Below are 26,488 nucleotides of genomic sequence, written 5' to 3' on the forward strand. Positions count from 1 at the left end.
GCGACGACTCCCAGGCGTAATTGGTGGCAAGCGGAAGCATTGGCGAAATTTCCAAACTTTCCGTGTACAGGCCTAGCGACACACAATGTTTTTTCAAGAAATCCGGAAACGGGGGGACACAAAACGAAAACCCCGCGTGTCTTTTCAAACACGCGGGGCAGGTTTCACAGGCAGTCTTACTCGGCCGGAACCGCCGCTGCCTCGTGGCTCAGCGGGTGGCTGAGCTTGTTCAGCATTTCCTTCGGACAGACCTGCAGGAAGTTCGACAGCTCGACATCCCAGTGCTGCAGGATGTCGGCGGCCTTGCGGCTGCCGGTTTCCGCTGCGTGACGTTCTATCAGCGATTTCAGCTGGGTCTCCCAATGCTCGACCGTTACGGGGCAGGTCACCAGGGTTTCCATGTTCATCAGCAGCTGCGCCTTGCCTTCGGGGTCGTACAGATAGGCCATGCCGCCCGTCATCCCCGCGCCAAAGTTCGCGCCGATGTCACCCAGGATCACCGCAACGCCGCCGGTCATGTACTCACACCCGTTCGAGCCGCAGCCCTCGACCACCACGGTGGCACCCGAGTTGCGCACGGCGAACCGCTCACCCGCACGGCCGGCCGCGAACAGGTACCCGTCGGTCGCGCCGTACAGGACCGTGTTGCCGATGATTGTATTCCGGTCGGCCTGCAGCGGGCTGACCTGCGGCGGGCGTACGACGATGGTGCCGCCCGACAGGCCCTTGCCCACATAGTCGTTGGCGTCACCCGACACTTCCAGTTTGAGCCCCGGCGCGGCGAAGGCGCCCAGCGACTGACCGGCCGAGCCCTGCAGCTTGACATGCAGGTGGTCCGGCTGGAACGTGTTGCGCATTCCGAAATTCTGCACGATGTGGCTGGACACGCGGGTGCCCACTGTCCGGTGCGTGTTCTGCACGGCATAAGACAACTGCATCTTCTCGCCATCTTTCAGGAACCGCGCCGCGTCGCGCACGATTTCAGAGTCCAGCGTATCGGGCACCGCATTGCGCGGCTTGTCACGGTCATAGACGATGTTCTGTGCGCCATCGACGGTGATCAGCAGCGGATTCAGGTCCAGATCGTCCAGATGCGCCGACCCGCGGCTGACCTGCGCCAGCAGATCGGCCCGGCCGATGATCTCGTCCAGCGACCGCGCGCCGATGCTGGCCAGAATCTCGCGCACTTCCTGCGCATAGAAAGTGATCAGGTTCACCACCTTGTCGGCATTGCCGGTGAACTTCGCGCGCAGGCTCTCGTCCTGCGTACACACGCCCACCGGGCAGGTGTTCGATTGGCACTGGCGCACCATGATGCAGCCCATCGCAATCAGGGCGGCGGTGCCGATGCCGTATTCCTCGGCCCCCATCATCGCCGCCATGACGATATCGCGCCCGGTGCGCAAACCGCCATCGGTGCGCAGGGTCACCCGCTCGCGCAGGTTGTTCATCGCCAGAACCTGGTGCGCCTCGGTCAGGCCCATCTCCCACGGCAGGCCGGCATATTTGATGCTGGTCGCGGGCGATGCCCCGGTGCCGCCATTGTGGCCCGAGATCAGGATGATGTCGGCCTTGGCCTTGGCCACCCCGGCGGCGATCGTGCCCACGCCCGAGGACGCCACCAGCTTGACCGTCACCTTGGCGCGCGGGTTGATCTGCTTGAGGTCATAGATCAGCTGCGCCAGATCCTCGATCGAGTAGATGTCGTGGTGCGGCGGCGGCGAGATCAGCGTCACGCCCTTGGTCGAGTGACGCAGGCGCGCGATCAGATCGGTGACCTTCATGCCGGGCAGCTGGCCGCCCTCGCCGGGCTTGGCACCTTGGGCCACCTTGATTTCCAGCTCTTCGCACTGGTTGAGGTATTCGGCGGTCACACCGAACCGGCCCGAGGCCACCTGCTTGATCTTGGCCGAGGGGTTGTCGCCATTCGGCTCGGGCACGAAGTGTGCGGGATCTTCCCCACCTTCACCCGAGTCGGATTTCGCGCCGATCCGGTTCATCGCCACGTTCAGCGTCTTGTGCGCCTCGGGGCTGAGCGCGCCCAGCGACATGCCCGGCGTGACGAACCGCTTGCGGATCGAGGTGATCGACTCGACCTCCTCGATCGGGATCGGCTTGCCAAGCGGTTTGAAATCCATCAGGTCGCGCAGATGGATCGGCGGGTTGGCCTGCATCTTGGCCGAATACTGCTTCCACAGCTCGTAAGAGGCGCGGTTGCAGGCCATCTGCATCATGTGCATCGAGGTCGCTTCCCACGCATGGGTCTCACCCGATTTGCGGGCCTTGTAGAAGCCACCGATGGGCAGAACGTCCAGGCCACTCTCCCAGCCTTTGGCATGGATTCCTTCGGCTTTGGACTGAATGCCGGTGACGCCGATGCCCGAGATCCGGCTGGTCATGCCGGGGAAATATTCGGCCACCATGGCGCGGCTCAGGCCCACGGCCTCGAAATTCAGGCCGCCGCGATAGGACGAGATCACCGAAATGCCCATCTTGGCCATGATCTTCAGCAGGCCCTGGTCGATCGCCTCGCGGTAGCGCGCGACGTTTTCGGTCAGGCTGCCTTCGAGCAAGCCGCGTTCGATCCGGTCGGCCAGCGAATCCTCGGCCAGATAGGCGTTGACCACGGTCGCGCCACAGCCGATCAGCACCGCGAAATAATGCGGGTCGATGCATTCCGCCGAACGCACGTTGAGCGAGCAGAAGGTCCGCAGACCCTGACGGATCAGGTGCGAATGCACCGCGCTGGTGGCCAGGATCATCGGCATCGCCACTTTGCCGGGGCCGGAATACTGGTCGGTCAACACCAGGTGACCCGCGCCAGAACGCACGGCCTCCTCCGCCTCCGAGCGGATGCGCGCCAGCGCGGCGCTCAGCGCGCCGGTGCCGGGTTCGAAGGTACAGTCGATCTCGGCCAGCGGCGCATCGAAATTCGCCACCAGTTCTTCCCACTGGGCGTTGCCGACAAAGGGGCTTTCCAGCACAACGATCTCGGTCTGGCTGCTGTCCTCGTCAAGCACGTTCTTGAGGTTGCCGAACCGCGTCTTCAGCGACATCACGCGGTATTCGCGCAGGCTGTCGATGGGCGGGTTGGTCACCTGGCTGAAGTTCTGGCGGAAGAAATGGCTGAGCGGCCGGTACTGTTTGGACAGAACCGCCGAAGGCGTGTCGTCGCCCATCGAAGCGATCGCCTCTTTGCCGTCCTCGGCCATCGGTGCAAGGATCTGCTCCAGCTCTTCGACCGTGTAGCCCGCCGCGATCTGGCGCTTGCGCAGCTCTTCACCCGAGAACAGCGGCTTTTCAGTCACCTTGGCCAGCTTTTCGTCCAGATCGTTGATCTTGCTGACCCAGTCCCCGAACGGCAGCGTCGCGGCCAGCTTGTCCTTGATCTGCTTGTCGCGATACAGCTTGCCCTTCTTCATGTCGACGGCCAGCATCTGGCCGGGGCCCAGCGCGCCTTTCTCGACAACGCTGGCCTCGTCGATCGGAACCATGCCCGCCTCGGACCCGGCGATCACCAGTCCGTCGCCGGTGACCACATAGCGCATCGGACGCAGGCCGTTGCGGTCCAGCCCGGCGCAGACCCAGCGCCCATCCGTCATGGCCAGCGCGGCAGGGCCGTCCCACGGCTCCATCACCGAGTTGCAGTAGGAATACATGTCGCGCCAGGCTTGCGGCAGTTCCACCGCCTGTTTCGACCAGCTTTCCGGCACCAGCATCGTCTTGGCCATCGGGGCCGAGCGGCCCGCGCGCACCAGAACCTCGAACACCGAATCCAGCGCCGCCGAATCCGACGATCCGCCCGCAATGATCGGCTTGATGTCTTCGGCATAGTCGCCAAAGGTCGCCGAGGCCATGCGGATCTCGTGGCTTTTCATCCAGTTGATGTTGCCCTTCAGCGTGTTGATCTCGCCATTGTGGGCCAGCATGCGGAACGGCTGCGCCAGCCACCATTGCGGGAAGGTGTTGGTGGAATAGCGCTGGTGATAGATCGCAAAGGCGGATTCGAAACGCTCGTCCATCAGGTCGGGGTAGAACACAGCGACCTGCTCGGCCAGCATCATGCCCTTGTAGATGATCGACCGGCAGCTGAGCGAGGCCAGGTACAGGCCCGAAATCCCCGCGGCGGCGGCGGCTTTCTCGATCCGGCGGCGGATGACGTACAGCTCGCGCTCGAACGTGTCCTCGTCGACGCCCTTGGAATTCGAGATCAGGATCTGCTCGATCTCGGGCCGGGTCGCGTTGGCCTTTTCACCCAAGCAGGTGACATCCACCGGCACGTGTCGCCAGCCATAGATGTAGTAACCCATCCGCAGAACTTCGGTTTCCACGATGGTCCGGCAGCGCTCTTGCGCGCCGAAATCGGTGCGCGGCAGGAACACCTGCCCCACGGCGATCAGCTCGTCCATCTTGGGCTCGTGCCCGGTGCGGCGGATCTGGTCATAGAAAAAGGGGGCCGGGATCTGCACATGGATGCCCGCGCCGTCGCCGGTCTTGCCGTCGGCATCCACCGCGCCGCGGTGCCAGATCGCCTTGAGCGCATTGATCCCGGCCTCGACCACCTTGCGGCTTTTCTTGCCGTCAACCGAAACCACCAGGCCGACCCCGCACGAGGAATGCTCTTCCTGCTCGGAATACAGGCCATTTTCGGCCATCCACTTGCGCTTGGCTTCCTCGGCCCGGACCCAATCGGCATCATATTTCGTCATTGGCTGTCTCCTTCTTCCGACGGGGCGTACATGGCCATGACCTCGGCTTCGGTCATCTGACGGCGTTCACCTGCGAACGCGTAACCCTCGGGCTTCTTGTCGATGTAAAGTTCAAGTTTCAGCGTGTTGCCGGCCGCGTTGTCGAACAGGCCGGCCGCGATCTGTGTCTGGCCGTGCATCTCGCCCGGCAGGGTGATCCGGTACCACAGGGCCGAGCCGCATTCTTCGCAGAAGGCGCGTTCGGCCCAGTCGGACGAGGTGAAGGTCTTGACTGGCCCCAGCGCCGCATAGCCCGGCTGGGCCGGAAAGGTGACCAGAGCGCTGCTGGTCCAGCGGCGGCACATGTCGCAATGGCAGGCGCCCAGCGCGTCGCGGGCGGGGGTCGCGGTCACAGTGACCGCGCCGCACATGCATTGGCCTTGCAATTCGGGCATCCTATCCCTCCTGTCGCTGGGCTGCGGGGTCACTCGGCCGCAAGCGCGGCCTTGCCGTTGAACCGGTCAATGATGGCCTGGGCGCAGTCACGGCCGTCGCGGATCGCCCAGACCACCAGCGAGGCACCGCGCACGATGTCACCGATGGCATAGACGCCGTCCATCTCGGTCTCGCCGGTTTCGAACGCGGCCTTGATGGTGCCCCAGCGGGTCACGGGCAGGTCGGGCTGGCCAAACAGGGTGGGCAGGTCCTCGGGCTCGAAGCCCAGCGCCTTGATGACCAGATCGGCCTCTTCGACGTAATCTGCGCCTTCAATCACTTCGGGGGCCTGGCGGCCGGTGGCATCGGGCTGGCCCAGGCGCATCTTCTGCACCATCACGCCGGTGACCCGCTCATCGCCGACAAACCCCTCGGGCGCGCTGAGCCATTCAAAGATCACGCCCTCTTCCTCGGCGTTCTGTGTTTCGCGCTGCGAGCCAGGCATGTTCGCCCGGTCGCGGCGATACAGGCATTTGACCGAGGTCGCGCCCTGGCGGATCGAGGTGCGGACGCAATCCATCGCCGTATCACCGCCACCGATCACGACCACCTTCTTGCCCTTGGCGTTCAGGCGGCCATCGTCAAACTCGGGAACCGCGTCACCAAAGCTTTTGCGGTTCGAGGCAGTCAGGAAATCGATCGCCTTTTCGATACCGGGCAGGCCACTGCCGGGCATGGACAGATCCCGCGACTTGTAGACGCCCGTCGCAATGATCACGGCGTCATGTTTGGCGCGGATATCGGCGAACTTGGCAGCGTCGACGTCACAGTTCAGTTCAAAAGTGACGCCGCCCTCGGCCAGCAGGTCGTTGCGGCGTTGAACCACGTCCTTTTCCAGCTTGAAGCCCGGAATGCCGTACATCAGCAGGCCGCCCGCGCGGTCATAGCGGTCATAGACCGTGACCTGGATCCCGGCCCGGCGCAGCATGTCCGCCGCCGCCAGACCACCGGGTCCGCCCCCGATGATGCCGACGCTTTCGGGGCGTTCGGCGGTTGGAGCGACAGGTTTGACCCAGCCTTCCTCCCACGCGGTGTCGGTGATGTATTTCTCGACCGCACCGATGGTGACAGTGCCATGGCCCGATTGCTCGATCACGCAGTTGCCTTCGCACAGTCGGTCCTGCGGGCATATACGTCCGCAGATCTCGGGGAAGGTATTGGTGGCCTGGCTGGTCTGATAGGCTTCTTCAAGCCGTCCGGTGGCGGTCAGGCGCAGCCAGTCCGGGATGTTGTTGTGCAGCGGGCAGTGCGACTGACAATACGGCACACCGCATTGGCTGCAACGGCTGGCCTGCTCGGCGGCTTTTTCCGCGGCGTATTCGGCATAGATTTCATGAAAGTCCGCTCTGCGATCGGTTGCGGCGCGCTTTTCAGGCATGTCACGATCGATCTGCACAAATTTCAGCATCGGTTGCTTGGCCACGGTCAGACTCCATGAATTGGCTTGGTCGGATTTCTTTATGCGAAGCCAATTCGGATGAAAAGTCAATTATGCTGACCTAAATTGGAAAAAATCGGAAAGATCGATCTCTTTGGGCGACTTTCTGTTCATTTTTAGGACCACTTCGGACCTAAATCCTGACTTTCCTTTTGCTGATCGCGCTTATACGCCTTGAATGCAAAGAACACGGGCGCAAACACGGGCGGGCAGATGAGTTTTTTTCAGCTGATTCTGGTGGCGATCATCCAGGGGATCACCGAGTTTCTGCCGATTTCGTCATCAGGCCACCTGATCCTGCTGCCAAGCCTCACCGGAATGGAAGACCAGGGCCTGGCCATCGACGTCGCGGTGCATGTGGGCACATTGGGCGCGGTGGTTCTGTATTTCTGGAGCGACGTGAAACTGGCCCTTGCGGGCCTGCCACGTGCTTTGCGCGGGCGCATCGACACCCCACAGTCCCGACTGGCCCTGGCGTTGATCGTAGCCACCATCCCGACCGTCATCGTTGGTGCCATCCTGCACCTGACCGGCCTCAGCAGTGCGATGCGGTCCGTGGCGGTGATCGGGTGGACGATGCTGGGCTTCGGATTGCTGCTGTATTGGATGGACCAGAAAGGCCCCCAGACCAAAGAGGCCGCGGACTGGGGGCTGCGCGACGCGGCTATTTTGGGTCTGTGGCAGGTCCTGGCGCTGATTCCCGGCACCTCTCGGTCGGGGATCTGCATCACCGGCGCGCGGCACTTGGGATATACCCGCGAGGACGGCGCGCGCATCGCGATGCTGATGTCGATCCCCACAATCATCGCCTCGGGTGCGTTGCTGTCGCTGGACGTGATCGGGCAGGCCAACGCTCAGCTGGCCAAGGACAGCGCCATTGCAGCCGTATTCGCCTTTGTTTCGGCCCTGTTGGCGCTGAGCCTGATGATGCGTCTGCTACGCAGCGTCAGCTTCACGCCATATGTGATCTATCGCGTGATTCTGGGTACGATCCTGCTGATTGTCGCTTACAGCTGATCAGATGCGCAGGTTCCGGGCCGAGTTCTGGATGTCATCGTACTGACCCGACGGGCGGAATTTCCACAGGTATTCCGGCAGAACCGATTCCAGCGAAGCAGGCTCGATCCCCAGATCGGCGAAACCTTTCGCTCCTTCGGACACCACATTGTCTCGGCGCAGGTTCTTCAACTGGTCGCGGGTCAGGATGTTGTTCGGAAACAGCTGGAAGCTGACGAATTTCAGCATGTCCAGAACCCCGGCCATGATCCGCCCACCCCAGAACGGCAGACCGATGATGATGCGGCGGCGGTGGATCACCTCGAGCATCTGCTGCATCAGTTCGCGGAAGGTCTTGGCCTCGGGTCCACCCAATTCGTAGACACCCGGTGCGGCCTGACCCAACACGCCCTTGACCACGGCCTGCGCCACATCATCGACAAACACCGGCTGGAACGGGGTGTCGGCGCCAAAGATCGGAAGAAAGGGCGAGATACGGGTCATGCCGGCGAAACGGTTGAAGAACTGATCTTCGGTCCCGAAGATCACCGAGGGCCTCAGGATCACGGCATCGGGCATATGGGTCAGCACAGCAGCTTCGCCCGCAGCCTTGGTGCGTGCGTATTCGCTGTCGGAATTCGCGTCAGCACCGATGGCCGAAATATGGACCATACGGGAAATGCCTTGCTCGGCCGCCAGACGGGCGATGCGGCCCGCGCCTTCGTCTTGCACGGCGCCAAATCCATTCTTGCCCAGTTCGTTCAGAACGCCCACGCAGTTGACGACCGCATCGGCACCATGCATCGCACTGGCCACCGAGGCATCGTCGCGGATATTGCACAGAATCGGCTCGACCTGGCCGACGACGCCATAGGTCTTGACGAAGATCGCCTCGTTCGGACGGCGGACCGCCACCCGTACACGCCACCCTTCGTTGGCCATGCGTCGCGCGATATAGCGGCCGACGAATCCCGATCCACCGTAAATCGTGACCAGTTTGGACATGGTTGGGCTCCTGCTGTGTAGGTCTTGTTCCGATCTACCGCTCCAAAGCCCGGCAAACAAGGCGCAATAACGCCGCGCATCAGGCAAAAAACATTGCCGGAACCGGCGGGATCGCGCCGCGGGAAGGTGGCCGAAAAAAAACTTTCGAAATTCCGTTCGAATCCTGTTGACGCCCTCGGCGAGTAGGCTTAAACGCCCCTCCACGACACCTGCCCAGGTGGCGGAATTGGTAGACGCGCTAGCTTCAGGTGCTAGTGTCCGTATGGACGTGGAGGTTCGAGTCCTCTCCTGGGCACCATATCCCCGAACAGATATGACGACCGCGCAAACCACCCTCGAACGGGTGGTCGGCTCTCATTCCGTCTTCTGCAATTCCTCCATCTCGCGGCGACGGATCTTTGCCTGAGACCGCACCCGCTTGATGAATTGCTGGGGAAGGTCCGGTCCGCGCAGCGCCGCGTAGGCCTCGCTGGTCGGGTCGCCGATCAGGTCGGCGTATTTGACCCATGTGCAGAAGGCGAAGACATCGCGCAGGCTCACATGCCCACGGGTGTTGCTGTCCCGGGTCTGTGCCGGAAGCTTGATCGACCTGAAATAGGCCTTTTCGATAGCGGGCCATTGCGGATCGGGAACGAACTCGGGCGCGTCATCGGTTTCCGGAAATTTGAATGCTGGATACTTCTGCCCGTATTCCGAACATCCGTGCGAGATCTTGCTGCTGATTCCTTCAATCCCATGCTTGGCCTGAAGATCGCGGAACGCCTGCAGGCAGGCGCGCACGTCATCAACGGTGTCGCAATAGATATAGGCCTTGTACGGAAATTTGATCCCGTCGCGCAGCTCGATCATGCATTTGCGGGCGTTGTCATTGGGTAGATCCAGCTTAAGCAGCAGGGCATAGGTCTGGAACATTGCACGCAGGTCATGCGGCAAAATCTGCACCTTGTAGCAGTCATTGCACAGCGCCGGGATGGCGCCGGTCTCTTTGAAGAAGTCCAGAAAAACTCCGCAATAGGCGTTCTGCCCGCGTACCTTGATAACGCGCCCGGAAAAGACCTGCCCGATCGGCACCGCTTGCGAAACGCCGCGGCTTCGCAATGCAGCCAACCATGCGCGGTACTGTTTGACCATGTGCTCGGGCTCAAATAGATCCGCCTGCCAATCGGCGCCCAGCGAGGTAACGATGTCCGCTTGTGCGGCAGAAAATCGCCCGGCCGAACCCGGAGCCTTGGGCGCATGTTCCAGCCGTGTGACCAGCTGACGAATCGAATTGAGATCACCTGGCTTCATCACCAGCCAATTCTCAAGTTCGGCAATTTTCGAGGTGGGGGGCACCATTGTCTCCTGCTGCATCAGCACCAAACACTATGCAGGTGCATACCCCCCTCACGCAATTCGTCAACCGGAACGGCGCCGGGCGCCTGCGTCAGGCAGCGGTTTGCGCGGCAACGACTTCGCCGAACCGGGTGAAGAACTTGCCCGAGAGCTTCTTGGCCGTTCCGGCAATCAGACGACTGCCCAACTGGGCGATCTTGCCCCCGACATCGACCTTGGCGGTATAGGTCAGAACGGTCTCATCACCATCTTCGGTCAGCGTGACGTCCGCACCACCCTTGGCAAAACCTGCGGCTCCGCCCTTGCCCTCGCCCACCAGCGAAAACCCGTCGGGGGCGTTGGTCTGGTCCAGCGTCACCTCGCCAGCGAAACGCGCCTTCACCGGACCGATTTTCAGAACCACCTTGGCCTCAAGCTCGTTGGGGGCGGTCTGGGTCAGCTCTTCGCAGCCGGGGATGCATTCCCGCAGAACCTCGGGATCGTTCAGCGCGCGATAGACCGCGTCCCGGGGGGCCGCGATGCGAATTTCGTCAGTCAGTTCCATTGGGTATTCCTCTGCTCAGCAACATCTGGGAAAGACGCGTAGCGCCTGTTCCGCGGCATCCTCGGGGGTTTGAGCGGGCCGGGGCGGCCATAGCCGCGCCACCCAGCTACGCAAGTTTTTCATCATGAGTTGTCTCCTCGGCGGTGTTCGCATTTCGCCAGCGCACGATCTCGGCCAGAATCGACAAGGCGATTTCGTGCGGATCAATGGCCCCGATATCCAGCCCCGCGGGCGACTTCAGGCGCGCAACTTTTTCGGCGTCCATGCCCTGCGATACCAACCTGTCCGTCAGAACCTTCGCCTTGCGCTGGCTGGCCACCATCGACACCCGCCTTGCCGGCGTACCCAGCGCCGAGGCCAACGCTGCCCTGTCGTTCTGGCCTTGCGAGGCGACGACCACAAAATCGCGGGGCTCAACCCCCAACGCATCCACGTCGTCTGGGTCGAAACACGATTGCGCCGCTTCGTCGCTGGTCTCGAACGACACGAACACGCGCAACCCGGCCAATGCCGCATGAGCCGCCAACGCATGGGCAATCGGGGTATCGCCAAAAATCACCAGGCGGGGTGCGTGTTGATAGGGTTCGACCAGCAGATCGACCGTACCGCCGGATGGGCAGCCACTCTTGAAGGTCTGAACGCCATCCGGATCGGTCATTGCCACCACCTTGTCCGAGGGTTTCACGCGGATCATCCGCGACGCACCGCTGGCCAGCGCTTCCTGTGCCGAGGCGCGCACCGCACGCTGGACACAGGCTCCGCCCAAATGGCCGAGGATCCGCCCGTCCCGGGTGATCGCCGCCTTGGCGCCCGCCTTGGCCGAGGTCGCATCTGCCGTCCGCACCACCGTTGCGACGCAGAACGCCTCGCCGCTGCTGCGCAACTGGTCAATCGTGTCGAAAATGTCGAAACCAGGCATGATCGGTTCCTCTCACAACTTTTGAAACTCGGGCTCCAACGCGGCCAGCGCGTCGAGCGTGTTTGCCGGAAGGTGCGCATCAAGATGGGGCAAGGCGGCCTGCATGGCGGCGGCAACGGGCTGATAATTCTCCCAACCTTTCAGGGGGTTCAGCCAGACGATCCGGCGCGCCTTGCGCCGGATCCTCGCCAAAGCCGCGCCCAGCGCCTGCGGGTCAGAACTGCAATAGCCATCCGAAAGGATCAGCACGATGGTGCGCCCATTCAGCGCCCGTGCACCATATCCGTCCAGAAACCTTTCGAGACTGCCGGAGATGTCCGTGCCGCCGCCAAAACCTTCGGCCATCAGCGACAACCGCCCAGCGGCGCGCAAGGTGTCGTGGTCCCGCAATGCATCGGTGACCCGCATCAACCGCGTGTGAAACAGATAGGCATCCGCATCCGTTCCGCTGGCCACAAGGCCCTTGAGAAAGGCCAGAAATATACGCGAATAGACGGTCATGGACCCGCTGACATCGCACAGCGCGACGATCCGCATCGGGCGTGGCGGTCGGGCACGGCGAAACAGCTCCAAAGGCTCGCCTCCGCGCGCAAGGCTCGCCCGCTGGATGCGACGCATGTCCAGCGCCGGACCCCGCCGCGCCTGTTTGCGCCTGCGCGAACGTCGATCCCGGATCGCCCGCGCCAGGGCGAGGGCCGCGGCTTCGGCCCGGCGCAGGGATTGCTCATCCATCAACTCGCGCAGATCCCGGCGTGACAGGTTGTCGGTCCGTGTTGCGATCAGCTTCCCGTCCGTTCCTTCGGCCTGTCCATCCCCGGAATCCGGGGTGCTGGCATCCTGCGCGTCGGGGGAATCGTCAGCGGAATCTCCGCGATCTTCGGTCTGCCAGATCATCGGCTTGGCCGACTGGACCCTGACATGGGTGTTCTGTGCGACACCGCTCCGCTGCTTGCCCGCGTTGAACCAATAGGCATCGAACAAATCGTCAAAGCGCCGCCAATCCTCGGCATCCCCGGACATCAGGGCACACAAGGCATCCCGCGCCTGTCCGACATCGGTGGCCTCGACCGAGGCCAGTGCGGCCAGCGCATCTCCGGTCTCACGCGGTCCGACCCGCAAACCGTTCCCGCGCAGATGCGCCAAGAATCCCGCCATACGGTCGGCCAATCCGTGCGCTCGCGATGGAAACCGTGTTACCTGCATCACGCGACCTTTCCGATCAGGCGATCCATCACCTCGGGTGGAACGGCATCATAGTCCGCAGCGGTCTTCAGCAGACAGACCAGTGTGGCCTGTACGGCCTCGGGCGTTTGGGACAGATCATTCACGCCAAGACCCGACAGGGCCGCGGCCCAGTCGAGCATTTCGGCAATGCCGGGTGTCTTTTCCAGATCTTCCTTGCGCAGGTTCTGAACCACTCCGATGATCTGCCGCGCCAGCAGCCCTTCGACTTCGGGCATCCGGGCCCGCAGTATGGCCATTTCGGTCTCGCCGGACGGATAGTTCAAAAAGCTGTAAAGACACCGCCGCCGCAGCGCATCCGAAAGATCGCGCGTCCCGTTTGCGGTCAGAATGACGATGGGTCGCGTTTTGGCGGAAATCGTCCCCAGTTCCGGGATCGTGATCTGAAAGTCCGACAGGATTTCAAGCAGGTAGGCCTCAAATTCTTCATCGGCCCGGTCGATCTCATCGATCAGCAGAACGGGCGGATCATCGGCGCTGATCGCCTCCAGCAACGGCCGCTTCAGCAGATAGTCGTCGGAAAACAGTTGGGCCTCGCTGGTTCCGCCGCGCGCCTCGGAGGCTCGGATGGCCAGCAGCTGCCGCTGGTAGTTCCACTCATAAATCGCGTGACTGGCGTCCAACCCTTCGTAACACTGCAAGCGGATCAAACGGGCGTCGCGCCACGCCGCCAGCGCCTTGGCCACTTCGGTCTTGCCGACACCGGCCGGACCCTCCAGCAGCAGCGGTCGTCCTAGGGTCTGGGCCAAATGCAACGCCATCGCCAACCGGTCGTCGGCAACATAGCCCTGCTGGGCCAAACCGTTCTGAACGTCACTCAGTGTCACACCAGGGTCCAATCTTCGTTTGACCAAAATATCCCGAGGGGGTTGGAGGGGGTCAGCGCCCCCTCCGTTCGGTCGGACCGGGCCTCGCCGGTCCGAAACCGACTACCCGTGCATCCCCAAACCGTTGGCGATCTTCCAGATCCGCCAATGGTCATGCGGCATGTGGCTCTGAACCAGGCCAAACGGTCGGAACGCATCATGCACCGCATTCGAGAACGCCGGCACGCCACCCACATTCGGGCTTTCGCCGACACCCTTCGCGCCGATCGGATGATGCGGCGAGGGGGTCACCGTGTGATCGGTCGTATAGTTGGGCGTTTCCCAGGCGGTTGGCAGGAAGAAGTCCATCAGCGTGCCGGTCTTGACGTTGCCCATCTCATCATAGGCAATCTCTTGACCCATCGCGATGGCCAGCGCCTCAGTCACACCGCCATGAACCTGACCTTCGATGATCATCGGGTTGATCCGGGTTCCGCAATCGTCCAGCGCATAGAACTGCCGGACTTCCCATTCGCCGGTATCGACATCGATCTCCATGACACAGATATAGGCGCCGAACGGATAGGTCATGTTGGGCGGGTCATAGTAGCTGACGGCTTCCAGACCCGGCTCCAACCCCGGGATGGCCTGGTTGTAGGCGGCAAAGGCGATCTCTTTCATCGTCTTGAACCGCTCGGGGGCGCCTTTGACCGCGAACCGGTCCACGTCCCATTCGACATCGTCGTCGTGAACCTCAAGCAGATAGGCCGCGATCATCTGCGCCTTGGCGCGGATCTTGCGTGCAGCCATGGCTGTTGCAGCCCCCGCAACCGGCGTGGACCGAGAGCCATAGGTGCCCAAGCCATAGGGCGCGGTGTCGGTGTCCCCTTCCTCCAGCGTGATGTCGTCGGCTGGAAGACCGATCTCACTGGCGATGATCTGGGCAAAGGTCGTGGCGTGACCCTGGCCCTGAGAGATCGTGCCCAACCGCGCGATGGCTGACCCGGTCGGGTGGATGCGGATTTCGCAACTGTCGAACATCCCCAAGCCTAGAATATCGCAGTTCTTCACAGGCCCTGCCCCGACGATTTCGGTGAAATGCGTCAGACCAATCCCCAGAAGCTTGCGCGTCTTGCCGGCTTTGAAATCCTCGATCCGCTGGGCCTGCTCGGCGCGCAAGCCGTCATAGTCGACCGCTTTAAGCGCCTTGTCCCAGGCGGTGTGGTAATCGCCCGAGTCATATTCCCATCCCAGCGCCGACTGATAGGGGAACTGATCGGCCTTGATGAAGTTGATCCGGCGCAGCTCGGCCGCGTCCATGTTCAACTTGATGGCCAGAACCTCGATCATCCGCTCGATGAAATAGGCGGCCTCGGTCACGCGGAAGGAACAGCGATAGGCCACACCCCCCGGCGCCTTGTTGGTATAGACGCCGTCCACGGCCAGATAGGCGGTCGGGATGTCGTAAGACCCGGTGCAGATGTTCATGAACCCGGCCGGGAACTTGGTCGGGTCAGCGCAGGCGTCGAACCCCCCGTGGTCCGCGGTTGTATGACACCACAGGCCCGTGATCTTGCCGTCTTTGGTGGCGGCGATCTTGCCCTGCATCCAGTAGTCGCGGGCAAAGGCGGTGGACATCAGGTTTTCCATCCGGTTCTCGACCCATTTCACCGGCTGACCGGTGACGATCGAGGCCACGACCGAGCAGACATAACCCGCATAAGCGCCCACCTTGTTGCCAAAGCCGCCACCGATATCGGGGCTGATCACCCGGATATTGTGCTCGGCCAGGCCCGAAATCAGGGACACGACGGTGCGGATCGCATGCGGCGCCTGGAAGGTGCCGTACAGCGTCAGCTTGCCGGTCACCTTGTCCATGCTGGCCACGCAGCCGCAGGTCTCAAGCGGACAGGGGTGGGTGCGGTGGTAGTAGACCATTTCCTCGGCCACCACATCGGCTTCGGCCAGAACGGCTTCGGTCGCGTCCTTGTCGCCCTGTTCCCAGGTGAAGATGTGGTTGTGATGCTTGCGCGGCCCGTGGGCGCCTTCTGTCTGACCCTCGAGATCCTCACGCAGCACCACGTCGGACTTCAGCGCCTCGAACGGGTCGGTCAGAACCGGCAGTTCCTCGTATTCGACTTCGACCAGTTCGACAGCATCCGCGGCGACATAGCGGTCTTCGGCAACCACATAGGCCACCTCCTGGCCCTGGAACAGAACCTTGCCATCGGCCAGCACCATCTGCTTGTCGCCGGCGAGCGTGGGCATCCAGTGCAGACCCAGCGGCGCCAAGTCCTCGGCCGTCAGAACGGCCACGACACCTGGCACGGCCAGAGCGGCCTCTTTGTTGACGCTGACAACCCGGGCATGGGCATAGGGTGAACGGACAAAGGCGCCGAACAGCATTCCGTCCAGCTTGATGTCATCGACGTAGTTGCCCTTGCCTTGGGTAAAGCGCACGTCCTCGACGCGTTTGCGCGAGCTGCCCATCCCCTTGAGGTTGGCGGCGCGTTCTTCGGGGGTCATGGTCTGGTCGTTCATTCCGCGGCCTCCTTCTGCGCGTTCAGCATGTCAGCCGAGGCCGAGATCGCCTTGACGATGTTCTGGTACCCGGTGCAGCGGCAGAGATTGCCGGCCATGCCAAATCGGATTTCTTCTTCGGTCGGGTTGGGGTTTTCCTGCAGCAGGCGATGCGCACGGGTGATCATGCCCGGCGTGCAGAAACCGCACTGCAGCCCGTGATGCTCGCGGAACATTTCCTGCAGCACACCAAGGCTGCCGTCGTCATTGGTCAGCCCTTCGACGGTCGTGATATCGGCCCCGTTCACCTGCGCCACGAAGGTCGTGCAGGATTTGACGGATTTGCCATCGATATCCACGGTGCAGGCACCGCAGTGGCTGGTTTCGCAACCGATATGCGGGCCGGTGATCTTCAGATCCTCCCGCAGGAAGTGGATCAGCAACGTGCGCGGCTCGGCCAGGCCCTCGACCTGCTTGCCGTTCACGGTGAGTTTGACATGCATCTTCGACATCTGTGTTCCTCCCCTCAGCCCGCGCGGCTCTGCGCACGGTCGATGGCGCGGCGCAGCATCACGGCGGCCACGTGTTTCTTGAATTCGACGGGCCCGCGGTTGTCGGCCACCGGGTCAATCGCCTCGAGCATCGCGGCCACGCAGCCGTCGACATCGCCCGAAGCCAGTGCCGCGCTGGCCGCGTCAGACCAGACGGGCGTGTCGGACAGGTTGGTCATCGCCACCGATGCCTGACCGTTGCCAACCATCACTGCGGCGGCCGCGGTTGCGTAGTCGCCGATCTTGCGTTTCTGCTTTTCGTAGGCCTGCCCGATACCGGGGCCGGGAACAGGGATGGAAATCCGTGTCAGGATCTCCTCGTCCTCGCGGGCGGTAAAATAGGCCGCCTCGTAGAAATCGCGGGCCGGGACGCTGCGGGTGCCGTCAGGGCCGGACAGTTCGAACGACGCGTTCAGGCACTGCATCAGACCCGGCATGTCATTGCCCGGATCCCCGTTGGCTACGTTCCCGCCGACCGTTCCCATGTATCGCACCTGCGGATCCGCGATCTGCAGAGCCGCTTCGCGGATCAGCGGGATCGCGTCGGCCAGACCGTCATGGGTGATCAATTCGTGCTGCGTGACCATCGCGCCCAGGGTCACGGTATCGGACCCGACTTCGATGCCTTTGAGTTCCTCGATGGCCTGCAGGTCGACCAAATGGCCCATCTCGGCCATGCGCAGTTTCATCATCGGGATCAGACTGTGCCCGCCTGCGATCACGCGCGCCTCGTCCCCGTGTTCCTGCAGAATGCCGATGGCCGAGGCGACGTCGCCTGGCCGGTGATACTCGAAACCGGCTGGTATCATGTTTTCCTCCCTTGGCCCGTTCAAGTCGGGGCCTTGGGAATAAGGAAAGTCCTGAGGGCGTGCGCAGGCTATCGCGCAGGAACGGGGCGCGCGGGTTGTTTCACGAAATGCGAATGGGCTGCACGAGTTGCGATCAGAGGCCCAGCGCCTCGCGGATGTCCGTCAGGCGGGATCGGCTGACCGGCACCTTGCTGAGCGCATCGACCTGGTCGAAATAACAGGTGCCGTTGTCCTTGTGCCGCTCAAACCGGGAAACGTGTCTGGGGTTCACGAGGTAACTTCGGTGGGCCCGCAAAAAGCCGTCTGGTTTCAAGCGGGTTTCGGCCTCGGTGATCGACCATGGGCAGAACAGTTTCTCGGCGCCCATGTACAAAACGGTGTAGTGCCCCTCGGCCCGAATGGCGGCGATGCGCGCCGGTTCGGTGAAAAAGGTCTGGCCCTCGCGCTCAAACGGGACGCCGGCGCGCAGAGCCGGCTGCGGCGCTTCGGCCGCCGGCTCGGGCCCGATAAAGGTGATCCCGGTCAGCAGGAATGCCCCGCAAATCAGGAACACCGCAACGGTCACCCCCATCGCAAGAATCTGGTTGTTCAAAGCCGGGCCCGCGCCACCTGCATTGTCACTGGCGGTAAAATCGGTCAGGCCCGTGGCGACGAAGTGCATGGTGAACACAGCCAGGCCGAAACAGACGGTGCCCAGCAGGATATTGCGCTGGGTGCGATTGTCGTAGGCAACCCAGATCGCCAGCACTGACAGCACCACCGAAGCCACGGTCGCGATCGCAACGTCTGATGCGGTGTAGACGGGGCGGCACAGCTCCATCCCGGCCATGCCGATATAGTGCATGACCACGATACCAAGACCCACGATAATGCCCGCGCCGACAATCGTGCTCGGGCTACGCGCGCGGAAGTGCAACAGCAGCAACGCCAGCCCGACCATCAGAATGGCGACCAGGGCCGAGATCAGGGTGATCAACGCGTCATAATAAAAAAGGATCGGCAGTTGCAGGCCCAGCATGGCCACGAAATGCATCGACCAGATGCCGCCGCCCAGAATGACCGCGGCCAAGGCGACAACGAACTTCCGCCTCTGGTCATCCAGCTTTGAGGCGCCATGCGTCAGATACAGGCCCGTGAACCCGGCCATGAGTGCGACGGCCAACGAGGCCGCTACGAGCCAAGCGTTATGCGAGTAATCCAGCATTTCGGTTTGCACGCCCTCCCCGACGCGAGAGTGACGTTAGCAAAGCGAAGTGTCTGGGACAATCGGCAGGCGGACCCTGCAGGTCACGGGCCGGCAAACGATCCGCCGCCCGACCATTTCGGCGGGCGGCGGACAGGCAGATCAATCGCTGATCGCGCCTTCTTCGTCACGACGCTGGTGCATCTTGGCCTTGACCCGGGCGCCCACGATCAGGGGCAGGACAAAGCCGATGATCGCGATCGCCCACAACCCGATGGACAGCGGGCTGTCGATCAGGGTCCACCAGTTGCCATTGTCGATGGTCACGGCGCGACGCAGGTTGTTCTCCATCGCGTTGCCCAGCAGGGTACCCAGAATGATCGGCACCAGCGGCACGTCCAGCTTGCGCAGGACCCAGCCCATCACGCCGAACCCGATCATCACCAGCAGGTCAAAGCTGGACCCGGAAATGCCGTAGATGCCGACAAAGCTGACCATGGCCACGATCGGCATCAGGATGCGCGACGGGATCATCAGCACGCGGGTGAACAGGCCCACCATTGGGATGTTCATGGCCAGCAGCATGAAGTTGGCGATGAACAGCGCCGCGATCAGGCCCCAAACCACATCCGGATTCTGGGTGAACAACAGCGGCCCGGGCGTGATGTTCAGCGCCAGCAACACCGCCAGCAGTACCGCCGTGGTACCCGACCCCGGAACGCCCAGCGCCAGCATCGGTACCAATGCGCCTCCGGCGGCGGCGTTGTTGCCAGCCTCGGGCGCGGCCACGCCGCGCGGATCACCGGTGCCAAAGGTGTTTTTCTTGTCCACCAGCCGCTTTTCCATCGAGTACGAAATGAACGACCCCAGTGATGCCCCGGCCCCGGGAAGAACCCCGGCGATGAAGCCCAGGAACGAGGTGCGCAGCATCGTCGGCGTGCAGCTCTTGATCATCGACATCGGAGGGTAGAGCTTGCCGATTTTCAGCTTGCTGCCCTCGGCGTCAGACCCGCCATGCCGGTGTTCGAGGAAAATGAATACCTCGGACAGGGCAAACAGCCCGACGATGGCCACCAGGAAATCGATCCCGTCGTACAGATGCACTTCGCCATAGGTAAAGCGCGGCACGCCCGTTTGGGTATCAACGCCGATGGTCGCCAATCCAAGCCCCAGCGCGGCGGCAAAAGCCGATTTGGCCTGGTTGGTCGACGACACACCGCCCAGCGTCATGAACGCCAGCGCAAAAAGGGCAAAATATTCGGCCGGGCCGAACAGCAGTGCCACTTTGACCAGCTGAGGCGCCAGCAGGATCAGACCCCAGGTCGCCAGGAACGCGCCGACGAACGAGGCGATACCCGACAGCGAAAGAGCCTCACCCGCCAGGCCTTTTTTGGCCATGGGATGCCCATCCAGACAGGTCATCATCGCAGGCTCGTCGCCGGGGATGTTCAGCAGGATCGACGAGATCCGCCCCCCGTACATCGCCCCGTAATAGACACTGGTCAGCAGGATCAGCGACGGTGTCGCGCCCAGCCCCAGCGTGAAGGCCAGCGGGATCAGGATGGCCACGCCGTTCGACGGGCCAAGGCCCGGCAGCGCGCCCATGACCGTACCCAGAAAGCAGCCCAACAGGGCCAGCATCAGGTTCTGCCAAGTCAGCGCGATGGCGAACCCATCGGCCAAGGATGCAAAAGTTTCCATGATCGCCCCCTAGAAACCCAGCGGCCCTTTGGCCAGCGACAGGCCTAGAACCAGGTGGAAAATGACGTAGATGCCAACCGAGGTACCCACGCCGACCAGAACGCTTTCGATCGGGCCGGACCCCAATCGCCAGGCCAGGTAGGCCGCGGCAAAGGCCGTCGCGATGACGAAGCCCAGCTCGGGCAGCAATTCGGCATACAGGATCATGACCACCACCGCGGCGGCGATCTCAACCAGACGGCCAAGGGCCGGCCACTCCGGCTCGGCGTCCGGGCGCAGGGCGATCACCGCGCTGGACACGCCCAGAATGGCGGCGATGATCAAAGGAAAGGCCTTGGGCCCAACGGCATCGGACAGAAAGCTTTCTTCGATCGCCAGCGCGGATATCGCGAAACCAATGGCAAGAAGAAGTCCGACAACCCCGAAGATGCGGTCACTCATCGGTGTCTCCTGTTGTTCGGGAAAAAAGAGTGCGGGCGCCACGCTGTCGCGGCACCCGCCTGCACGTGAGTGGTGCGGTTACTTGATGATCCCGATCTCTTTCGAGATGGTCTGGATCTGACCGACGGACTCGGCAACGAAGTTCTGGAAGTCCTCGCCCTGCAGGTCCAGCGGAGCCAGACCGTTGGCGGCCATCACTTCTTTCCACTCGTCCGACGCATACAGGTCACCGATTTTTGCGACCCAGTCGTTGTAGGCCTCGTCCGACATGCCGCCCGGAGCGTAGAAACCGCGCCAGTTGGCGCCGATGGCATCCACACCCTGTTCCTTGGCGGTCGGGAAGTCAGCGAATTCACCGGGCAGACGCTCGGGCGCCAGAACCGCGATCACTTTGATGTCGCCGGAATCCACGAAACCCTTGGCTTCGGAAATGTCACCGGTAAAGGCCTGGACCGAGCCGGCCAGCAGCTGGGTCACCGCCTCGCCACCGCCGTCAAAGGCGATGTACTTGACCGAGCGGACATCGTCGATGCCATAGGCGTTGGCCGCGATCAGCACCTTCAGGTGGTCCCAGCCGCCCACGGCCGAACCGCCAGCAACCGAAACCGAAGCCGGGTCGGCTTTGATCTGGTCCAGCAGCTCGGGCAGGGTGTTGACGGGGCTATCGGCAGCCACGGCGATCACGCCATAATCGGCGCCGATCGCGGCCAGCCAGCGGACTTGATCCATGGTGTTGCCCGGATAGGCGCCCTGGGCCAGACGGGTTGCAGTTGCGGCACTTGCGGCGACAATCAGATTGTTGTCGTCATTGCGCTTGTTCACCACCTCGGCAAAGGCCACGCCACCGCCGCCACCGGCCAGGTTCACGACCTGCATGGTCTGGTCGATCAGGCCCAGATCCTGCAGCGACTTGCCCACCTGACGGCAGGTGAAATCCCAACCACCACCGGGGTTTGCCGGTGCAATACATTCCTGAGCGCTGGCGGCAAAGCCGGTCAGGGCGAATACGGCAGCGGCTACGACGCCGCCGGTTCCAAACAGTTTCATTTGGTTCTCCTCCTAGGGTCTTCTTTGCCTGCTGTTACGCAGACGAAACCGGTCCCTGCAGGGAGCCGGGCGCGCAGCCCTTCCTTGCAGGTTGATTTTCTTTAACGAATAATGCTGTCACGAACCTGTCATGTTGCGACGGGCGTTCGGGGGGACAATGCGCGTATTGATGATCGAGGATGCCGAGGATTTGGCCGAGGGCGTCGTGGCCCATCTGGGCCGGTCCGGTGTCGTCTGCGATCTGGCGACCTCGGTCGAGGCCGCGCGCGATTTCCGCGCGGTCCAGGGCTATGACGCGATCCTGCTGGACATCAACCTGCCCGACGGGTCGGGCCTGGGCTTTCTGGACGAAATCCGTGGCGGGGGTGACCGCATTCCGGTCTTGATGCTGACCGCGCTGACTGCGGTCGAGGACCGGGTCGCCGCGCTGGACAAAGGAGCCGACGATTATCTGGGCAAACCCTTCGACCAGCGCGAGCTCGAGGCGCGGCTGCGCGCGCTGGTGCGCCGAGATGCCGACCGTAAAAGCGAACAGATCACGCTGGGCCCGCTGGTCTATGCCCCCAAAGACCGCAGCGCCACGCTGGGCGGCAAACGCCTGAACCTGACCGCACGCGAGGCCGCCGTGCTGGACGCCCTGATCCGGCACGAGGGGCAGTTCCTGTCCAAGGCGCGGCTGTACGACTCGCTTTACGGGTTCGAGGATGCCGATGTGGGCGTGAACGCGATCGAGCTGTATATCGCCCGGCTGCGCAAGAAATTCTCGGGCAGCGGTGTGACCATCACAACCCAGCGCGGGGTCGGGTACCGGATCGGCCTGCATGGTTAGGCCGCCCCTGCCCCATAGCCTGACCGCCCGGGTGCTGAGCGCGGTGATGCTGATCCTTATTCTGGGCGGCGTGCTGGTCGGCCTGTCGATCTGGGCCAACGGCCGGTTGGCGGCCCGTCAGGCCTATGACCGGCTGCTGCTGGGCGCTGCCAGCGACATCGCCGAATCCGTGCGCATCCAGGACGGCCAGCCCATCGTCGACCTGCCGGTTTCGGCCTTTGAACTGCTGGCCCAGGCCCCGGATGACCGGATCTACTACGCGGTTCGCGGGCCCGACGGGCGCTTCATCACCGGGCTGGACCCGGACACGGTGATCGCGCCCCCGCAACCCTTCAGCCAGTCGGCCCAGTATTTCGCGGCAGACCTGAACGGGGAACCGGCCCGGTTCGTCCGACTGCCCCGCCTGTTCGCCGAGCGCGACTTCTCGGGCGAAGTTGAAATCGTTGTCGGGCAGACCTTGCTGGCACGACGCGCGATGACCGCCGGGCTGATGCTGGATGCCCTGCTGCCGATGGCGGCTGCCGGCGCGTTGCTGCTGATCATGTCCTGGTTCGTCACCCGTTCGGCGCTGCGCCCGCTCGAGGCGATGTCGGACGACCTGATCCGCCGCGACCCCTATGACCTGACGCCCGTGGCCAGCGACGGTCTGCCGCGCGAATTGCAGGTCATGATTGCGGCGATGAACCGGTTCATGGGACGGCTGGACCGGCAGGTACTGTCGATGCGCAACCTGATCGCCGACACCGCCCATCAGTTGCGCACCCCGGTCGCGGCGATCCGGGTGCAGGCCGAAATCGCGCAGGCGGATCCGGATGCCCCGGCTCGCCACCGCGCGTTGGACCGGCTGCTGAACCGTACGCGGTCGCTCGGGACACTTCTGGATCAGCTATTGTCGCGCGCGATGGTCATCCACCGCATCGACAGCGCCCCGCGCCTGCCGGTCGATCTGCGCGAAGTGGCGCTCGAGGCGCTGGAGCAGAGCGACCACGAGGTGATCGCCCCCGGTGTCGAGGTGCATCTGAAAATCGGGGAAGACCCGGTCTGGGTGCGGGGCGATGCATTCTCGCTGGGCGAGGCCACCAAGAACCTGCTGGGCAACGCGCTGCGCCACGGCAAGGCCCCGGTCAGCATCGGGGCCAGCCTGGACGGTGGCCGCGCCGTTCTGTGGGTGCGCGACAGCGGCCCTGGGCCGGACATGTCGGTCTCTGCCCGACTGGGCGACCGGTTCAACCGCAACGCAGGCTCGGGCGAGGACAGCAGCGGTCTGGGCCTGTCGATCGTCAAATCCACCGCCGAAGCCTTTGACGGCACCGTCGAGATGACCCGCACAGATAACGGGTTTCGCGTATCGCTCAGCTTTCCGGCGGCCACCGAAGGAACAGGCGCATGATACGGTTTCTGATCGCGCTGGCCCTGTGCGTGCTGATGCCGGGTACCCGCACCGCGGCGCAGGAGGCGGTGACCGAATTCGGCACCGGGCCCACCCCCCTGCTGGTGCGCTCGACCACGGATATCGGGATCATTCGCCCGGTGATGGAACAGTTCGCGGCGCAAAACCCCGACCTGACCATCACCTATGAACAATGGGGCTCGAACGCGCTGTTCCAGCACAGCAAGACGGCCTGCAAGACCGGCGACAGCCCGGCCGATGCGGTGTTCTCCTCGGCGGTCCAGCAGATGGTTTGGTTGGTGAATGCCGCCTGCGCCCACCGCTACAGCTCGGCCCTGACGCAGGCCCTGCCCCCAGCCCGGCGCTGGCGGGACGAGCTGTGGGGGATCACCACCGAACCCGCCGTCATCGTCTACAACAAGGATCGTCTGGACGATCTGGAGGTGCCGCGCAGCCGCTTTGCCCTGCTGGACGCGATGCGCACCCGCCCCGACCTGCTGCGCGGCCGCGTGGCGACCTACGACATCGCGGCCTCGGGGCTGGGGTATCTGTTTGCCTATGGAGACAGTCTCGAGGCCACCACCTTCGGGTCACTGATCGAAGGTTTCGCGCGCATAGATGCCATCGCCACCTGTTGTTCCGCCGAGATCATTCGCGACGTTGCCGAGGGCCGGTTCCTGATCGCCTACAACGTGCTTGGCTCTTATGTCGCGAATGCCCAGGACCCCGCGGTTGGGGTGATCCTGCCCGAGGACTACACCCTCGTCCTGTCCCGCGCCTTTCTGATCCCGAAGAATGCAGGCAACAGTGCCGCCGCAGCCCGTTTGCTGGATTTCCTGCTCTCTGCCCGGGCGCAGGACTTGCTCGCAACCTCGGGGCTTGTGTCCCGAATGGACTCGGTCGAGACCGGACTGACGCCCAGCGCACGACGGTTCATCCCTCTGTCGCCTGCCCTGCTGGTGGCCAGCGACCCGAACCGACGGGCGGAGTTGTTCAAACTGTGGAACGACGCGTTTGACGTCGAAACCGCCCGCTAGGCGAGTTTTGGTCCGGCGTCTTCGGTCTCAGGCTCTTCGGGTACCTGATCTGCCATGCTGGCGTCGACAATCTCAGGCTCGGGGATATCCTCGATCTCGGCGTCCTCGGCCATATCCGACCGGTCTTCCAGAGTCCCTACGATCAGAGGCAGCATGTGAACACCCGTCGCCGTGGCGATCTCGGGGGTTTTGGGAGTCTGCCAGCTGAGCGTGTCAAAGCTGTGACAGTTGGGGCAGACCGGCGCCCATTCAGCCTGGATGTCATGGCAGTTGTCGCAGACCCATTGCGGCCCGCGCGGCGCATTCAACGCTTTGGCCAGCCAGCCCTGAACCACCGCGTCCGAGGCCCCTTCGCCACGCTCGATGGCAGCCATCAGGGTATAGGCTCGGGCATCGGCACCTTTCTCGACCACATCTCCAAGCGCCCGGCGGGCCTCGGGAAAATCTTCGGCGACGATGTTCAGCTCGGCCAGGATCAGGCGGGTTTCCAGATGCTCGGGATGAATGCGCGTCAATGCCGTAAAGCGCTTGACCCGTTCCTCGGCGGTTTCGTCGGGCACGATCTCGGCAAAGGCATGGGCCAGATCCGGATGCGGCTGCGCCTCCCATGCCTTTTTGAGAATCTTTGTCGCGGCGCGCGGCTTACCCTTGGCGATGTAGGCCCGTGCGGCCATGGCTGCCGCCGGCACCAGGTCGGGTGAGAGGCGGTTCGCCTCGATAGCGCGCTCCTGCTGTTCGACACTGGCGGTTTCGTCCAGAATTCCCTTGGCCTCGGACAGGGCCAGAACTGCGTCGCGTCGCTTGTACACATCACGCGGCAGCGCGCCGGACTTCAACTTGGCGGTCAGGGTCGACCGTGCGCCGGCCCAGTCCTGCGCCTTGGTCTGCAGTTTCAGAAGCACATCCTGCGTTTCCTGATGCCGCGGCTTCAGCGCCAGTGCTTTTTCGGCGAGTTTGCGCGCGGTTTCGTCGTCGCCCTCGGCCAACTTCTGTTTCATGATTCCGCGCACGCCGACGAAACGTGTGGCCTGATCCGTCACCAGTTTCTTGTAGGTTTCCGAGGCCTTCTTGGTGTCACCGACCATTTCGGCCGCCTGGGCCACCAGAAGGTTGGTCAGCTCCGGCTTGTTCAGCAGTCGTTCTGCCTTGTGCGCCATCGTCATGGCCGTCCGCCCTTCGCCCGAGGCCAGCGCCATCAACCCGTCAGCCAGCGCCTGATAGCCCCGTTTCTCGCGGCTGCGGTCGAAATAGCGCGAAAGGGCAGTTTCATCACCGTTGAGGAATTTCAGGGTCGCAATCAGCAGGTTGAGCAGCTTGAAGAACAGCCAAACCGCCAGAACCAGCAGGCCCAGCGCGATCACCGACTGCAGCGGGCTGAGCGTGACTTCGGTTCCCATCGCGGTGATCTGGATGCCACCGCTGGTTTCCATCAGAACGCCTGCCCCCATGGCCAGAAGGCCGACGATCGCGACAAAAACCAGGATCTTCAACAATGACCAGAGCATGGCAGGC

21 protein-coding genes and 1 tRNA gene are annotated in these 26,488 nt (G+C 63.1%); 5 read left to right on the forward strand and 17 right to left on the reverse strand.

Going from position 1 to position 26,488, the window contains the following annotated elements; all coding sequences use genetic code 11:
* Positions 1-176: 176 nt before the first annotated feature.
* Genes gltB through ACR3EL_RS17110 form a run of 3 tightly spaced genes read right to left on the reverse strand, consistent with a single transcriptional unit; the run spans position 177 to position 6,606 of the window.
* Positions 177-4,709 (reverse strand): glutamate synthase large subunit, encoded by a 4,533-nt coding sequence (gltB, locus tag ACR3EL_RS17100; protein ID WP_480722438.1) that lies wholly within the window; start codon positions 4,707-4,709, stop codon positions 177-179.
* Positions 4,706-5,143 carry a GFA family protein gene (locus ACR3EL_RS17105; RefSeq protein ID WP_005979708.1) on the reverse strand — a complete coding sequence of 146 codons (438 nt, stop codon included), beginning with the start codon at positions 5,141-5,143 and terminating at the stop codon, positions 4,706-4,708. Before ACR3EL_RS17105 ends, gltB begins: the two co-directional genes overlap by 4 nt.
* 29 nt (positions 5,144-5,172) lie before the next feature.
* A complete protein-coding gene (locus ACR3EL_RS17110; RefSeq protein ID WP_170340594.1) occupies positions 5,173-6,606 on the reverse strand; it encodes an NAD(P)-dependent oxidoreductase in 1,434 nt (477 codons plus the stop codon).
* Positions 6,607-6,834: 228 nt separating this feature from the next.
* Between ACR3EL_RS17110 and ACR3EL_RS17115 the strand changes: the two genes are divergently transcribed.
* Positions 6,835-7,638, forward strand: a complete 804-nt coding sequence (locus tag ACR3EL_RS17115; RefSeq protein WP_170340596.1) for an undecaprenyl-diphosphate phosphatase — start codon at positions 6,835-6,837, stop codon at positions 7,636-7,638.
* Here ACR3EL_RS17115 and ACR3EL_RS17120 read toward each other — a convergent pair whose 3' ends face one another.
* The gene (locus ACR3EL_RS17120) at positions 7,639-8,622 is read right to left on the reverse strand and encodes a complex I NDUFA9 subunit family protein (protein WP_170340598.1); all 984 of its coding nucleotides are present in this window, start codon (positions 8,620-8,622) and stop codon (positions 7,639-7,641) included.
* A gap of 211 nt (positions 8,623-8,833) precedes the next feature.
* Between ACR3EL_RS17120 and ACR3EL_RS17125 the strand changes: the two genes are divergently transcribed.
* Positions 8,834-8,920, forward strand: a tRNA-Leu gene (locus ACR3EL_RS17125).
* Between the two features lie 56 nt (positions 8,921-8,976).
* Here the strand turns inward: ACR3EL_RS17125 and ACR3EL_RS17130 are convergent.
* The 12 genes from ACR3EL_RS17130 to ACR3EL_RS17185 all read right to left on the reverse strand — a co-directional run bounded on the left by ACR3EL_RS17130 (position 8,977) and on the right by ACR3EL_RS17185 (position 21,720).
* The gene (locus ACR3EL_RS17130; protein ID WP_170340600.1) at positions 8,977-9,957 is read right to left on the reverse strand and encodes a hypothetical protein; all 981 of its coding nucleotides are present in this window, start codon (positions 9,955-9,957) and stop codon (positions 8,977-8,979) included.
* Between the two features lie 91 nt (positions 9,958-10,048).
* Entirely contained in the window at positions 10,049-10,501 is a 453-nt protein-coding gene (locus ACR3EL_RS17135; RefSeq protein WP_093963846.1) for an SRPBCC family protein, read from the reverse strand.
* A 106-nt stretch (positions 10,502-10,607) separates the two neighbouring features.
* Positions 10,608-11,420 (reverse strand): XdhC family protein, encoded by an 813-nt coding sequence (locus ACR3EL_RS17140; RefSeq protein WP_170340602.1) that lies wholly within the window; start codon positions 11,418-11,420, stop codon positions 10,608-10,610.
* Positions 11,421-11,432: 12 nt separating this feature from the next.
* Entirely contained in the window at positions 11,433-12,575 is a 1,143-nt protein-coding gene (locus ACR3EL_RS17145; protein ID WP_480722439.1) for a vWA domain-containing protein, read from the reverse strand.
* Positions 12,576-12,622: 47 nt separating this feature from the next.
* On the reverse strand, positions 12,623-13,423 hold the full coding sequence (locus ACR3EL_RS17150) for an AAA family ATPase (protein WP_254430801.1): 801 nt from the start codon (positions 13,421-13,423) through the stop codon (positions 12,623-12,625).
* A gap of 168 nt (positions 13,424-13,591) precedes the next feature.
* A complete protein-coding gene (locus ACR3EL_RS17155) occupies positions 13,592-16,009 on the reverse strand; it encodes an aerobic carbon-monoxide dehydrogenase large subunit (protein ID WP_170340606.1) in 2,418 nt (805 codons plus the stop codon).
* Positions 16,006-16,500, reverse strand: a complete 495-nt coding sequence (locus ACR3EL_RS17160) for a (2Fe-2S)-binding protein (protein WP_093963851.1) — start codon at positions 16,498-16,500, stop codon at positions 16,006-16,008. The genes ACR3EL_RS17155 and ACR3EL_RS17160 overlap by 4 nt, the downstream gene beginning before the upstream one ends.
* A gap of 14 nt (positions 16,501-16,514) precedes the next feature.
* Positions 16,515-17,348, reverse strand: a complete 834-nt coding sequence (locus ACR3EL_RS17165; protein WP_170340608.1) for an FAD binding domain-containing protein — start codon at positions 17,346-17,348, stop codon at positions 16,515-16,517.
* Between the two features lie 133 nt (positions 17,349-17,481).
* Positions 17,482-18,552, reverse strand: a complete 1,071-nt coding sequence (locus ACR3EL_RS17170; protein ID WP_170341444.1) for an MHYT domain-containing protein — start codon at positions 18,550-18,552, stop codon at positions 17,482-17,484.
* Between the two features lie 141 nt (positions 18,553-18,693).
* Positions 18,694-20,232: a tripartite tricarboxylate transporter permease gene (locus ACR3EL_RS17175; RefSeq protein WP_170361033.1), complete on the reverse strand. Its 1,539-nt coding sequence runs from the start codon at positions 20,230-20,232 to the stop codon at positions 18,694-18,696.
* Between the two features lie 9 nt (positions 20,233-20,241).
* The gene (locus tag ACR3EL_RS17180) at positions 20,242-20,673 is read right to left on the reverse strand and encodes a tripartite tricarboxylate transporter TctB family protein (protein ID WP_170340610.1); all 432 of its coding nucleotides are present in this window, start codon (positions 20,671-20,673) and stop codon (positions 20,242-20,244) included.
* A 78-nt stretch (positions 20,674-20,751) separates the two neighbouring features.
* Positions 20,752-21,720, reverse strand: coding sequence for a Bug family tripartite tricarboxylate transporter substrate binding protein (locus tag ACR3EL_RS17185; RefSeq protein WP_170361035.1), 969 nt, complete (start codon positions 21,718-21,720; stop codon positions 20,752-20,754).
* Positions 21,721-21,877: 157 nt separating this feature from the next.
* Here ACR3EL_RS17185 and ACR3EL_RS17190 point away from each other — a divergent pair, with 157 nt between their 5' ends.
* Genes ACR3EL_RS17190 through ACR3EL_RS17200 form a run of 3 tightly spaced genes read left to right on the forward strand, consistent with a single transcriptional unit; the run spans position 21,878 to position 24,976 of the window.
* Positions 21,878-22,549, forward strand: a complete 672-nt coding sequence (locus ACR3EL_RS17190) for a response regulator transcription factor (RefSeq protein ID WP_170340612.1) — start codon at positions 21,878-21,880, stop codon at positions 22,547-22,549.
* Positions 22,542-23,939 carry a sensor histidine kinase N-terminal domain-containing protein gene (locus tag ACR3EL_RS17195; RefSeq protein WP_480722440.1) on the forward strand — a complete coding sequence of 466 codons (1,398 nt, stop codon included), beginning with the start codon at positions 22,542-22,544 and terminating at the stop codon, positions 23,937-23,939. Before ACR3EL_RS17190 ends, ACR3EL_RS17195 begins: the two co-directional genes overlap by 8 nt.
* Complete coding sequence (locus ACR3EL_RS17200; RefSeq protein ID WP_170340617.1) at positions 23,936-24,976, forward strand: ABC transporter substrate-binding protein; 1,041 nt, start codon at positions 23,936-23,938, stop codon at positions 24,974-24,976. Before ACR3EL_RS17195 ends, ACR3EL_RS17200 begins: the two co-directional genes overlap by 4 nt.
* Here ACR3EL_RS17200 and ACR3EL_RS17205 read toward each other — a convergent pair.
* Positions 24,973-26,481: a heme biosynthesis HemY N-terminal domain-containing protein gene (locus tag ACR3EL_RS17205; RefSeq protein WP_480722441.1), complete on the reverse strand. Its 1,509-nt coding sequence runs from the start codon at positions 26,479-26,481 to the stop codon at positions 24,973-24,975. The genes ACR3EL_RS17200 and ACR3EL_RS17205 overlap by 4 nt on opposite strands.
* Between the last annotated feature and the right edge of the window lie 7 nt (positions 26,482-26,488).

The organism is Ruegeria sp. BJ3, from assembly GCF_056535665.1.

Bases quoted from the DNA above. Each gene is read 5' to 3' on its own strand.
- ACR3EL_RS17170 (WP_170341444.1), bottom strand. From the start codon at position 18,552: ATGCTGGATTACTCGCATAACGCTTGGCTCGTAGCGGCCTCGTTGGCC.
- ACR3EL_RS17165 (WP_170340608.1), bottom strand. From the start codon at position 17,348: ATGATACCAGCCGGTTTCGAGTATCACCGGCCAGGCGACGTCGCCTCG.
- ACR3EL_RS17115 (WP_170340596.1), top strand. From the start codon at position 6,835: ATGAGTTTTTTTCAGCTGATTCTGGTGGCGATCATCCAGGGGATCACC.
- ACR3EL_RS17145 (WP_480722439.1), bottom strand. From the start codon at position 12,575: ATGGCGGGATTCTTGGCGCATCTGCGCGGGAACGGTTTGCGGGTCGGA.
- ACR3EL_RS17120 (WP_170340598.1), bottom strand. From the start codon at position 8,622: ATGTCCAAACTGGTCACGATTTACGGTGGATCGGGATTCGTCGGCCGC.
- ACR3EL_RS17200 (WP_170340617.1), top strand. From the start codon at position 23,936: ATGATACGGTTTCTGATCGCGCTGGCCCTGTGCGTGCTGATGCCGGGT.
- ACR3EL_RS17150 (WP_254430801.1), bottom strand. From the start codon at position 13,423: ATGGCGTTGCATTTGGCCCAGACCCTAGGACGACCGCTGCTGCTGGAG.
- ACR3EL_RS17175 (WP_170361033.1), bottom strand. From the start codon at position 20,232: ATGGAAACTTTTGCATCCTTGGCCGATGGGTTCGCCATCGCGCTGACT.
- gltB (WP_480722438.1), bottom strand. From the start codon at position 4,709: ATGACGAAATATGATGCCGATTGGGTCCGGGCCGAGGAAGCCAAGCGC.
- ACR3EL_RS17160 (WP_093963851.1), bottom strand. From the start codon at position 16,500: ATGTCGAAGATGCATGTCAAACTCACCGTGAACGGCAAGCAGGTCGAG.
- ACR3EL_RS17195 (WP_480722440.1), top strand. From the start codon at position 22,542: ATGGTTAGGCCGCCCCTGCCCCATAGCCTGACCGCCCGGGTGCTGAGC.
- ACR3EL_RS17185 (WP_170361035.1), bottom strand. From the start codon at position 21,720: ATGAAACTGTTTGGAACCGGCGGCGTCGTAGCCGCTGCCGTATTCGCC.
- ACR3EL_RS17155 (WP_170340606.1), bottom strand. From the start codon at position 16,009: ATGAACGACCAGACCATGACCCCCGAAGAACGCGCCGCCAACCTCAAG.
- ACR3EL_RS17205 (WP_480722441.1), bottom strand. From the start codon at position 26,481: ATGCTCTGGTCATTGTTGAAGATCCTGGTTTTTGTCGCGATCGTCGGC.
- ACR3EL_RS17135 (WP_093963846.1), bottom strand. From the start codon at position 10,501: ATGGAACTGACTGACGAAATTCGCATCGCGGCCCCCCGGGACGCGGTC.
- ACR3EL_RS17180 (WP_170340610.1), bottom strand. From the start codon at position 20,673: ATGAGTGACCGCATCTTCGGGGTTGTCGGACTTCTTCTTGCCATTGGT.
- ACR3EL_RS17105 (WP_005979708.1), bottom strand. From the start codon at position 5,143: ATGCCCGAATTGCAAGGCCAATGCATGTGCGGCGCGGTCACTGTGACC.
- ACR3EL_RS17190 (WP_170340612.1), top strand. From the start codon at position 21,878: ATGCGCGTATTGATGATCGAGGATGCCGAGGATTTGGCCGAGGGCGTC.
- ACR3EL_RS17140 (WP_170340602.1), bottom strand. From the start codon at position 11,420: ATGCCTGGTTTCGACATTTTCGACACGATTGACCAGTTGCGCAGCAGC.